Below are 10,058 nucleotides of genomic sequence, written 5' to 3'. Positions count from 1 at the left end.
GTCCATCACCGCGGGCGTCCTCACCTCCTCGTAGCCGTACTCGACGAATTTCTGCCGCATGTACTGCTCGATCTGCTGCCACACGATCCAGCCCTTGGGGTGCCAGAACACCATGCCCGGCGCCTCGTCCTGCATGTGCAGGAGGTCGAGCTGCTTCGCCAGCCGGCGGTGGTCGCGCTTCTCGGCCTCCGCCAGGCGATGGAGATAGGCCTCGAGGTCCTCCTTCTTCGCCCATGCGGTACCGTAGATGCGCTGCAGCATCGCGTTCCTCGAGTCGCCACGCCAGTAGGCGCCGGCGAGCTTCATCAGCTTGAACGCGCGCGGCAGCTTGCCGGTCGACGGCAGGTGCGGACCGCGACAGACGTCGAACCAGTCGCCCTGGCGGTAGATCGAAAGTTCCTCGCCCGCGGGAATCACCTCGTCGATGATCTGCACCTTGTACGTCTCGCCGAGCTCGGCGAACACCTTCTTGGCGTCCTCGCGTTCCCACACCTCGCGCTGGATCGGCAGGTCGCGCTTGACGATCTCCTCCATGCGCTTCTCGATCTTTTCCAGGTCTTCCGGCGTGAAGGGCTGCTCGCGCGCGAAGTCGTAGTAGAAGCCGTCCTCGATCGCAGGGCCGATCGTCACCTGGGTGCCGGGATACAGCTCCTGCACCGCCTGCGCCATCACGTGGGCAGCATCGTGGCGGATCAGGTCGAGCGCCTCGGCGTCCCGGGCGGTGACGATGGCAAGCTGCGCGTCGTGGTCGATCAGGTGGCTGGTGTCGACCAGCTTGCCGTCGACGCGGCCGGCGAGCGCCGCCTTGGCAAGACCGGCGCCGATGCTCGCCGCGACCTGCGCGACCGTGACGGGCGAGTCGAACTGGCGGACCGAACCATCGGGAAGCGTGACGTTGACCATTTTTCTAGGCTCCGGAAACGAAAAAAGCGCGGACCGGCCGCGCTTTTTGGGTACTGCAGTGTTGAAGTTTGCAGAAACGTCTGCGAACAGCTGTGCGCCGGGTTTTATCCAGGCCGGTTTTATCCAGCCAGCGCCTTGCTAGTTCGCGGTGACATTTCGCAACCTCCAGAGGTCATCCCGACCCAATGAATATTGGTAGGCGCGATTGGACTCGAACCAACGACCCCCACCATGTCAAGGTGGTGCTCTAACCAGCTGAGCTACGCGCCTGAAGAGGTGCGCATTCTATACAGGAGACAAATCCAGGGCAACTGTTATTTTTCTGTGGCACATTCGACACGCGGCGTCACTTCAGGCCTCCCTCGGGGGGCGGCCGAGTTCCCAGCGCCGGATCACCTCGTAGTGCGCGCCGTCCGCGTCCAGATCGGATTGCACCAGGACGAATTCCCGGATCGGCCAGACCACCGGCGTGCACGCCGGCACCTCGCCGCCGCGGGAATTGCGAAGCAGCGTGACGTGCGGCACGTGCGGCCGCGCGTCGACGGGGAAGCCCGCCTGCTGCAGCCCGGTGGCCAGAGCCCGCACCAGGTCGAAATGCTGCGGCGGCGTCTCGCTCGCGCCCAGCCAGCCGATGCGGTTGTGCCGCCAGTAGCCCGCCTGGTCGAGGATTAGGTCGTAGACGTCGGTGCCGACGTTTTCTGCGCAGGCGACGAGGTCATCGAGCCGGCCGGACGGCGTCTCCCCCAGGAAAGCCAGGGTGATGTGGACGGTCTCGGCGCGCATGCGCCTGCCGCCCCAGTGCTGGTGCAACCATTTGCCGGTGCGGTTGAGTGCGTCGCGGGTGGCCTCGTCCGGCCACAGCGCGAAGAAGAGCCGCAGCGTCGCGGGTTCGGGGGATTCGTTGCCGCCCGGCTCAGTCACGGCCGATCAGGCACACCGCCTCGGCCGCGATGCCCTCGCGGCGCCCGGTGAAGCCGAGCTTCTCGGTGGTGGTCGCTTTGACGTTGACGCGGTCGAGCGCGATGCCGAGGTCGTCGGCGATGTGCGCCGTCATCCGCGCGATGTGCGGCGCCATTTTCGGCGCCTGGGCGATGATGGTGGCGTCCACGTTGCCGACCCGCCAGTTGCGCTCGCGCAGCTGTTCGGCGACGCGGCGCAGCAGGATGCGGCTGTCGATCCCGGCGAACGCCATGTCGGTGTCCGGGAAGTGACGGCCGATGTCGCCCAGCCCCGCCGCGCCCAGCAGCGCGTCGCAGATCGCGTGCAGCAGCACGTCGGCGTCGGAGTGCCCGGCGAGCCCGAGTTCATGGGGAATCTCGACGCCGCCGATGATGAGCTTGCGGTTCTCGGCGAAGGCGTGGACGTCGAAGCCGTGGCCGACCCGGATGTCATTCATACAGCTTCCTTAGAATCATCCCCGCCAGTTCGAGATCCTGCGGATAGGTGACCTTGAGGTTGCGGCTGTCCGACTCGACCAGTCTCGGCTGCAGACCGAGCTGCTCGATCGCCGAGGCCTCGTCGGTCATGTCGGCTCCGGCCGCGCGCAGCGCCTCGGTCAGTTTTCCGTGGCGGAACATCTGCGGGGTTTGCGCCTGCCACAGGCCGGCGCGCGGCACCGTGGCCTCGACGCGCGCGCCGCTTGCCGGGTCGGCCGCGGCGCGTTTGAGCGTGTCGGCCACCGGCACGGCGAGCAGGCCACCGACCGGATCGTCGGCGACTTCGTCCAGCAACTTCGCCAGCATCTCGTCGGGCAGACAGGGACGCGCGGCGTCGTGCACCAGCACCCAGTCGTCCGGCGTGCAGATTTTCGCGATCGCGTCGAGGCTGTTCAGCACGGTCTCGGCGCGGGTTTCGCCGCCGCAGCGCAGCACTTCGATGCGATCTTCCCAGCCCTGCCATGCGTAGTTGTTCCAGCGCCTGTCGGTCGGCGACAGCACGACGAAGATGCGCGTGATGCGCGGCGCGCGGGCCAGCACCATCATGGCGTGCGCGATCATCGGCACCGCGTTCAGATCGAGATACTGCTTTTCGATCGTGCCGCCCATGCGGCTGCCGGAACCGGCGGCGGGGATCAGGGCGTAGAAATTCATGCGTCGCCGCCCGGCGCGAGCACGTCGCGGTTACCGTTGGACTGCATCGCCGAGACGAGGCCGGCGCGTTCCATATCCTCGATCATGCGCGCGGCGCGGTTGTAGCCGATGCGCAGCTGACGCTGCACCGACGAGATCGACGCGCGGCGCGATTTCAGCACGTAGGCGACCGCCTGGTCGTAGAGCGGGTCGGCTTCCGCGCCCGCCTCGCCGAACTCGCCGCCTTCGCCCGCCTCTTCCGGCGATTCCAGCACGCCTTCGATGTAGTCCGGCTCGCCCAGCGACTTGAGGTAATCGACCACGCGATGCACCTCGTTGTCCGACACGAAGGCACCGTGCACCCGCTGCGGCAGCCCGGTGCCGGGCGGCAGGTAGAGCATGTCGCCCTGCCCCAGCAGTGCCTCGGCGCCCATCTGATCGAGGATCGTGCGCGAGTCGATCTTGGACGACACCTGGAAGGCGATGCGCGTCGGGATGTTGGCCTTGATCAGACCGGTGATCACGTCGACGCTCGGCCGCTGGGTGGCGAGGATGAGGTGGATACCGGCGGCGCGGGCCTTCTGCGCCAGCCGCGCGATGAGTTCCTCGACCTTCTTGCCGACCACCATCATCAGGTCAGCGAGCTCGTCGATCATCACCACGATCATCGGCATGGTCTCCAGCGGCTCGGGATTGTCTGGCGTGAGGCTGAAGGGGTGGGTCAACGGCGTGCCGGCCTTCTTCGCGTCGCGCACCTTCTGGTTGTAGCCGGCCAGGTTGCGCACGCCGACCGCCGACATCAGCTTGTAGCGCCGCTCCATTTCGGCGACGCACCAGTTGAGCGCGGACGCAGCCTGCTTCATGTCGGTGACCACCGGCGCCAGCAGGTGCGGGATGCCTTCGTAAATGGAGAGCTCCAGCATCTTCGGATCGACCATGATCATGCGCACCGCGGACGGGTCGGCCTTGTAGACCAGCGACAGGATCATCGCGTTGACGCCGACCGACTTGCCCGAGCCGGTCGTGCCGGCCACCAGCAGGTGCGGCATCTTGCCGAGATCCGCCACCACCGGGTTGCCGGCGATGTCCTTGCCGAGGGTGACGGTCAACGGGCTGGCGCTATCGTGGTAAGCCCGGGAACCGAGAATCTCGGAGAGCCGAACGATCTGCCGTTTGGGGTTGGGAATCTCCAGCCCCATGGTGTGCTTGCCGGGAATCGCCTCGACCACGCGGATGCTGATCACCGACAGCGTGCGCGCCAGGTCCTTCGCCAGGTTGACGATCTGGCTGCCCTTCACCCCCGTCGCCGGCTCGATCTCATAGCGCGTGATGACCGGGCCGGGCGAAGCCGACACCACTTTGACCTCGACGCCGAATTCGGCGAGCTTGCGCTCGATCATCAAGGAGGTGAACTCCAGCGCTTCGGCGCTCGCGGTTTCCACCGCCTCGTCCGCCGGGTCGAGCAGATGCAGCGGCGGCAGCGGCGAATCGGGCAGGTCGGAGAACAGCGGCGCCTGCTTCTCGGTGACGGCGCGCTCGGATTGCGGCACTTCCTTCACCACCGGCTCGATACGGATCGGCGGCGCTTCGACGCGTTTCTTCTTTTCCACCGACACCTTGGCTTCGCGTTTTTGCTGCGCCACTTCGCCCAGCTTGCGGTCGCGATACGCCTGCCAGGCCTGGATCGTCTTCCAGTATGCCTGTTCCACCCACGCACCGGTGCGCTCGGCCATGCCGAGCCAGGACACGCCGGTGAAGAGGCTGAATCCCACGGCCATCAGCAGCAGCAAAATCAGCGAGCCGCCGGTGAATCCCAGCAGCGCGCCCGCCGCAGTGCCCACGCCTGCACCCAGCACGCCGCCGTGGGCATCGGGCAGCGCCACATCCCAATGCCAGGTACGCAGCCACTCGATGCCGGTGCTGGCCAGCAGCAGTAGGGCGAACCCGCCCAGCTTCAGCCAGCGTTGCCGTCCCCCCGCCAGCGGGCTTTCGTTCAGATGGCGGAAGGTGTGGATGACGTAGGCCAGCGCCAGCGCCACCCACCACCAGGCCGACACGCCAAACAGCATCAACAGCAAATCGGATAGCCAGGCGCCGCTCTTGCCACCCAGGTTGTGTACCGCCGCGCTGTCGCCCGTGGTGCTGAAGCCCGGATCGGCGCCGTCGTGGGTAAGCAGTATCGCAGCCAGCAGCAGCGCAGCAAACCCCACCAGCAGCGCGCGCGCTTCGCGCAACAGGCGTTGCATGCGGGGCGGCAGGGGCGGAGACGAACGGGGAGCGGGGCGCGCCATGAAAACGGTCAGCAGGAACTTATCGGGCGGAAAGGCTTCCGATTATACCGGGCGGGCGGCATGGAAATGCCGTCGGCATAATTGGTTAGAATAGTTCGCTTTCCCCACAACCCGAGTACAGACCATGAGCACCGCACACCATAAACTCATCATCCTCGGCACCGGCCCCGCCGGCTATTCCGCTGCCGTGTATGCCGCACGCGCCAATCTCTCGCCGGTCATCATCACCGGCCTGCAGCAGGGCGGTCAGCTGATGACCACCACCGATGTCGACAACTGGCCGGCCGACGTCGACGGCGTGCAGGGCCCCGAGTTGATGGACCGCTTCCAGCGCCACGCCGAACGCTTCAAGACCGAAATCATCTTCGACCAGATCCACACCGCCAAGCTGACCGAGAAGCCCTTCACCCTGATCGGCGATTCCGGCACCTACACCTGCGATGCGCTGATCATCGCCACCGGCGCCTCGGCCATGTACCTTGGTCTGCCGTCCGAGCAGGCCTTCATGGGCAAGGGGGTGTCGGGCTGCGCCACCTGCGACGGCTTCTTCTACAAGAACCAGGACGTCGCCGTCGTCGGCGGCGGCAACACCGCAGTCGAGGAAGCGCTGTATCTCGCCAACATCGCGCGTCATGTCACTCTGGTGCACCGCCGCGACACCTTCAAATCGGAAAAGATCCTCATCGACCACCTGATGGACAAGGTCAAGGAAGGCAAGATCAGCCTCGCCCTCGACAGCACGCTGGACGAGGTGCTGGGCGACAAGACCGGCGTCACCGGCATGCGCATCAAGAGCACCAAGGACGGCTCGACCAAAGACATCGCGCTGACCGGCATCTTCATCGCCATCGGCCACAAGCCGAACACCGGCATCTTCGAAGGCCAGCTCGAACTGGAAGGTGGCTACATCGTCACCCGCTCGGGCCGCAATGGCAACGCCACCGCGACCAGCATCGACGGCGTGTTCGCCGCCGGCGACGTACAGGACCACATCTACAAGCAGGCCGTCACCAGCGCCGGCACCGGCTGCATGGCCGCACTCGATGCCGAACGCTATCTGGACGCGCTTGGTAAGGCGTAAGCGGTTGATGCCACATGAAGCGCGCCAGCGGCAGTACGCTTGCTCCCGCCACGTTCGAGGCGCTGGCACGCGTGCGCCGTACGCTGCGCGAACAGGCCACCGCGCCAGCCATATCGCAACCGGCTCCTAAAAAACCCAAGCCCGCGGAGGACGGCGCGATGCTGTTTCGCCGGGCCGTCGCCGACGCCACACCCCTCCCCCCGTCCAATCGCGCGGGGCGCACGCATCCGCGCCCCAAGCCTGTTGCCCGTCAACGCCTGCGCGACGAGCAACAGGTCATGGTCGACGCCCTTGCCGACCCGTGGGATTACGAAGCAGCCGTCTCCACCGGTGAGGAACTGTTTTTTTCACGTCCCGGCGTGCCCACCGCCGCAGTGAGAAAACTGCGGCGCGGCAGCTGGGTCATCAAGGGCGAACTCGACCTGCACGGGCACACCGGCGACGAGGCACGGGTAGCGCTGGCCGCTTTCCTCAACCGCTGCATGCTCGAAGACCGGCGCTGCGTGCGCATCATCCACGGCAAGGGCCACGGCTCGAAAAACCGCCTGCCGGTACTGAAAAACAAGGTGCGCCACTGGCTGATACAACGCGAAGATGTGCTCGCGTTCTGCCAGGCCCGCAGCGTCGACGGCGGTGCCGGCGCCGTTATCGTGCTGCTCAAATCCTCGTCCCGTCAACAAAAACAGAAAGGCACAGCATGAGCGAACCCGTCATCACCGACTTCGAACTACCATCCACCGGCAACACCACGTTCAAGCTGTCCGAGCATCGGGGCAGGAACGTCGTCGTCTTTTTCTACCCCAAGGACAATACTCCCGGCTGTACTCTTGAAGGCCAGGAATTTCGTGATTTGTACACCGACTTCGGCAAGGCCGGCACGACCGTCGTCGGCGTCTCGCGCGACAGCCTCAAGTCGCATGAAGGCTTCAAGGCCGCACACAGCTTTCCTTTTGAACTACTGGCCGACACCGAAGAAAAGGCTTGCGAACTATTCAAGGTGATGAAGTTGAAGAACATGTACGGCAAGCAGGTGCGCGGGGTAGAGCGCAGCACCTTCGTGTTCGATGTGAACGGGAAGCTGGTGAAAAGCTGGCGCGGGCTGAAGGCGCCGGGACATGCGGCGGAGGTGCTGGGATTTGTGCAAACGCTTTGAGCGAACGACGCCCTGAGCTTGTCGAAAGGCCTGTGCGTTGTAATGAGGCGCTCACAGAACGATTAACCGTTGGCCTGGGTAGGCCGGCCAACGGTCAGTGGTTCGCAAAATCCTTTACTGCTGTTGACAGCTGACAACCCTTCGACAAGCTCGGGGGTTCCTGGCAGAAATGGTGGATACTATTTTTTGACTTTCTCGGGGCCAACCGACAATTCATCTTTCAATTTGTCGATACTGGCCTTGCCAAAGCCTTTTACATTATCCAGCTCATCCAGATGCTTGAAATTGCCGTTGGCTTCGCGGTACATGATGATTGCCTTGGCTTTCGCAGGCCCCAGCCCCTTGACCACTTCGAGTTCCGACTGCGTAGCAGTATTGATATTCACTGCCGCGAAAGCCGGAAGCACCATCAATCCCAGCAACACCAGCAGACCCTTATGCAGCTTGTTCATACTTCCTCCTTTAAAGGTTATTAACCGTGAACACATGCTCACGCAGCTAACATACCTCCAGACGGAAAAATGGGCTATACAACTAAAGTTGTAGATGAACGCCAACCGCATGATTTAATTAGGAAAATATTTTCAGCCCAAGCGGACGGGCAAAAAGGTTCTTCGTGGATATTGGGGGGAGAGTAGGTTGACGAGATCCGAAATACCTGCGCGGTATTCTCGCCTCAGCCATCTTCCCAATGAACACCATCCTCGAAGGCGTGAACAACCACACCAAGGTCATCAAGCGTATAGCCTACGGCTTCCGCGACTCAGCCAACGTCTTCCTCAAAATCAAGGACGCCTTCCCCGGGAAAGCGCGAATTCCATCGAGTAGGGGACGGGGTTACCCCCGTCGCCCTCTCACACCACCGGACGTGCGGTTCCGCATCCGGCGGTTCATTGATTGCACTGGAGTCGTCGCATCGTATCGAGCAGCAACACCAGACCTAAACGATCAAAGAAGGACTTCGGGAAAGCCTGGTTCATGTGGCTTGCGCCACTGTTCCACCACGGCCCACGCTGGTTGAACGCCGAGCGAACTGCCCGCTCCTCCGTCAGCCCCGCCTTCATCAAGTTCTTGGCGCGAGTATAAGGACGTTTCCACTGCCGCCACAGGATGCAGCGCAGTTTCCGCCTGATCCAGCCATCGAGTTCTTCCAGCGCCTGCTTGGTTTCGGCCAGCTTGAAATAGGCCATCCAGCCACGCAGGATCGGGTTGAGTTCAGCAATGACTTTCGTCAGGCTGCGCCCTTGCGCACCTTTGAGCACTTCGCGGATTTTGTCTTCCAACCGTTGCAGGCTGGTCGGCGCAATCCGCAGCCTCGGGGCCTTGTGCCACGTCAAACTATAGCCCAGAAACTTCCTCTCCTACGGCCGCGCGACCGCGCTCTTGGCCGTATTGACCGTGAGCTTGAGCGTGTCCGCCAGAAACCGGGTGATACTCGCCATGACCCGCTCTCCGGCCTCTTTGCTCTTGACGTAGATGTTGCAGTCATCGGCATAGCGGCAGAAGGCATGGCCCCGGCGTTCCAGTTCCCGATCCAGTTCCGTCAACAGGATGTTCGATAGCAGCGGACTCAGGGGCCCGCCTTGCGGCGTGCCTGTCGTCCGTTGGGAGACGATCCCCTCTGCCATCATGCCTGCTTCCAGATACCGGCGAATGAGGCGCAGTACTCGCCCGTCATCGATCTTCGTCGAGAGTTTCTCCATCAGCAGGTCGTGATTGACGCGGTCGAAGAATTTCTCCAGGTCCATATCCACCACGACCCGACGACCTTCGGCAACATATTGCTTTGCTGCCTCGACCGCCTGATGGGCGTTCCTCCCCGGTCGAAAGCCGTAGCTCGATTCGGAGAATTCCGCCTCGAAGATCGGCGAGAGCACTTGATGCAACGCTTGCTGGATCAACCGATCCGTCAGCGTCGGGATGCCGAGCGTCCTCACCCCGCCTTGCGGCTTGGGTATATCGACCCGGCGCACTGGTAGGGGCATGTACTCCCCGGCCAGTAACTTGGCCTTGATCGTTGGCCAGTGTTGCTTGAGATGCTCTTTGAACTCAGCGATACCAATGCCATCGACTCCGGCCGCGCCTTTGTTCTTGAGCACTCGATCATAGGCAAGCCATAGGTTGCCGCGTTCGCACACGGCGTCCATCAGCCCGCCTTCCTGCTCCTTCTCCGCTTTCGTCCGCTTGCGGGTCGTCACGTCAGTCTCGGCACCGTGCAAAGTCCCTTCGGGGTTCTGCCCCGATTCTTCTTCACAGGTATCCGCTTGCCGCGAATCTTCTGCCTTCATCGACTGTCCGTGTGTTCCCGCCGCCTACTTGCGGCTTTCAGTGTTCGGCCCTTCGCCCCTTGCCGGCAGCTACTATGGCCTCTGCTGACTTCTGGCAGTTCATCCCGGCACCTCTCGATGCCAGTAGCACAAGGCAAACTGAATCGCCCCGGGTTCTGTGGAGGCTGATTGGTTTAAGTTAAGTTGCTTCCACGGTGTTATCGGCAAGTTGCCGATAGTAGTTTGCCTCAGCCTCGGCCGGAGGGATATAGCCGAGGGATTCGAGTAGCCGGT

Annotated in this window: 11 protein-coding genes, 1 tRNA gene and 1 pseudogene; 4 read left to right on the top strand and 9 right to left on the bottom strand. The window is 63.3% G+C overall.

Features of this window, described 5'->3' with window-relative positions:
* The 6 genes from Q0L94_RS01260 to Q0L94_RS01235 form a co-directional block, all read right to left on the bottom strand.
* A partial coding sequence (locus tag Q0L94_RS01260) for a threonine--tRNA ligase (protein WP_296749322.1) occupies positions 1 to 903 on the bottom strand: 903 nt, incomplete at its 3' end.
* 193 nt (positions 904 to 1,096) lie between these two features.
* Positions 1,097 to 1,173, bottom strand: a tRNA-Val gene (locus Q0L94_RS01255).
* Between the two features lie 81 nt (positions 1,174 to 1,254).
* Positions 1,255 to 1,824 carry an RNA 2',3'-cyclic phosphodiesterase gene (gene thpR / locus Q0L94_RS01250; RefSeq protein WP_296749320.1) on the bottom strand — a complete coding sequence of 190 codons (570 nt, stop codon included), beginning with the start codon at positions 1,822 to 1,824 and terminating at the stop codon, positions 1,255 to 1,257.
* Positions 1,817 to 2,299 (bottom strand): 2-C-methyl-D-erythritol 2,4-cyclodiphosphate synthase, encoded by a 483-nt coding sequence (gene ispF, locus Q0L94_RS01245; RefSeq protein ID WP_296749319.1) that lies wholly within the window; start codon positions 2,297 to 2,299, stop codon positions 1,817 to 1,819. Before ispF ends, thpR begins: the two co-directional genes overlap by 8 nt.
* Positions 2,292 to 2,993 carry a 2-C-methyl-D-erythritol 4-phosphate cytidylyltransferase gene (gene ispD / locus Q0L94_RS01240; RefSeq protein WP_296749317.1) on the bottom strand — a complete coding sequence of 234 codons (702 nt, stop codon included), beginning with the start codon at positions 2,991 to 2,993 and terminating at the stop codon, positions 2,292 to 2,294. Before ispD ends, ispF begins: the two co-directional genes overlap by 8 nt.
* Positions 2,990 to 5,263, bottom strand: coding sequence for a DNA translocase FtsK (locus Q0L94_RS01235; RefSeq protein WP_296749316.1), 2,274 nt, complete (start codon positions 5,261 to 5,263; stop codon positions 2,990 to 2,992). Before Q0L94_RS01235 ends, ispD begins: the two co-directional genes overlap by 4 nt.
* A gap of 124 nt (positions 5,264 to 5,387) precedes the next feature.
* Here Q0L94_RS01235 and trxB point away from each other — a divergent pair, with 124 nt between their 5' ends.
* The 3 genes from trxB to Q0L94_RS01220 are packed head-to-tail and all read left to right on the top strand — an operon-like array spanning position 5,388 to position 7,497.
* Positions 5,388 to 6,344: a thioredoxin-disulfide reductase gene (gene trxB / locus Q0L94_RS01230; RefSeq protein ID WP_296749314.1), complete on the top strand. Its 957-nt coding sequence runs from the start codon at positions 5,388 to 5,390 to the stop codon at positions 6,342 to 6,344.
* Positions 6,345 to 6,358: 14 nt separating this feature from the next.
* Entirely contained in the window at positions 6,359 to 7,045 is a 687-nt protein-coding gene (locus Q0L94_RS01225; RefSeq protein WP_296749312.1) for a Smr/MutS family protein, read from the top strand.
* Positions 7,042 to 7,497: a peroxiredoxin gene (locus Q0L94_RS01220; protein ID WP_296749310.1), complete on the top strand. Its 456-nt coding sequence runs from the start codon at positions 7,042 to 7,044 to the stop codon at positions 7,495 to 7,497. The genes Q0L94_RS01225 and Q0L94_RS01220 overlap by 4 nt, the downstream gene beginning before the upstream one ends.
* A gap of 179 nt (positions 7,498 to 7,676) precedes the next feature.
* On the opposite strand, the gene Q0L94_RS01215 is transcribed toward Q0L94_RS01220, so the two are convergent.
* The gene (locus Q0L94_RS01215; protein WP_296749308.1) at positions 7,677 to 7,949 is read right to left on the bottom strand and encodes a helix-hairpin-helix domain-containing protein; all 273 of its coding nucleotides are present in this window, start codon (positions 7,947 to 7,949) and stop codon (positions 7,677 to 7,679) included.
* Between the two features lie 200 nt (positions 7,950 to 8,149).
* Here Q0L94_RS01215 and Q0L94_RS01210 point away from each other — a divergent pair.
* Positions 8,150 to 8,311, top strand: a pseudogene (locus Q0L94_RS01210) (transposase); the annotation flags it as partial.
* Between the two features lie 76 nt (positions 8,312 to 8,387).
* On the opposite strand, the gene Q0L94_RS01205 reads toward Q0L94_RS01210, so the two are convergent.
* On the bottom strand, positions 8,388 to 8,834 hold the full coding sequence (locus tag Q0L94_RS01205) for a group II intron maturase-specific domain-containing protein (RefSeq protein ID WP_296749306.1): 447 nt from the start codon (positions 8,832 to 8,834) through the stop codon (positions 8,388 to 8,390).
* 24 nt (positions 8,835 to 8,858) lie between these two features.
* Complete coding sequence (gene ltrA / locus Q0L94_RS01200) at positions 8,859 to 9,785, bottom strand: group II intron reverse transcriptase/maturase (RefSeq protein ID WP_296749304.1); 927 nt, start codon at positions 9,783 to 9,785, stop codon at positions 8,859 to 8,861.
* Positions 9,786 to 10,058: the final 273 nt, after the last annotated feature.

The organism is Thiobacillus sp. (assembly GCF_024708915.1).
Note: the sequence above shows the minus strand (reverse complement) of the source record. Positions and strands in the feature narration are given on the sequence as shown.

Excerpts from the sequence above, each read along its gene's own strand:
- ispD (WP_296749317.1), bottom strand. The coding sequence starts at position 2,993 with ATGAATTTCTACGCCCTGATCCCCGCCGCCGGTTCCGGCAGCCGCATG.
- Q0L94_RS01220 (WP_296749310.1), top strand. The coding sequence starts at position 7,042 with ATGAGCGAACCCGTCATCACCGACTTCGAACTACCATCCACCGGCAAC.
- Q0L94_RS01225 (WP_296749312.1), top strand. The coding sequence starts at position 6,359 with ATGAAGCGCGCCAGCGGCAGTACGCTTGCTCCCGCCACGTTCGAGGCG.
- trxB (WP_296749314.1), top strand. The coding sequence starts at position 5,388 with ATGAGCACCGCACACCATAAACTCATCATCCTCGGCACCGGCCCCGCC.
- ltrA (WP_296749304.1), bottom strand. The coding sequence starts at position 9,785 with ATGAAGGCAGAAGATTCGCGGCAAGCGGATACCTGTGAAGAAGAATCG.
- ispF (WP_296749319.1), bottom strand. The coding sequence starts at position 2,299 with ATGAATGACATCCGGGTCGGCCACGGCTTCGACGTCCACGCCTTCGCC.
- Q0L94_RS01235 (WP_296749316.1), bottom strand. The coding sequence starts at position 5,263 with ATGGCGCGCCCCGCTCCCCGTTCGTCTCCGCCCCTGCCGCCCCGCATG.
- Q0L94_RS01215 (WP_296749308.1), bottom strand. The coding sequence starts at position 7,949 with ATGAACAAGCTGCATAAGGGTCTGCTGGTGTTGCTGGGATTGATGGTG.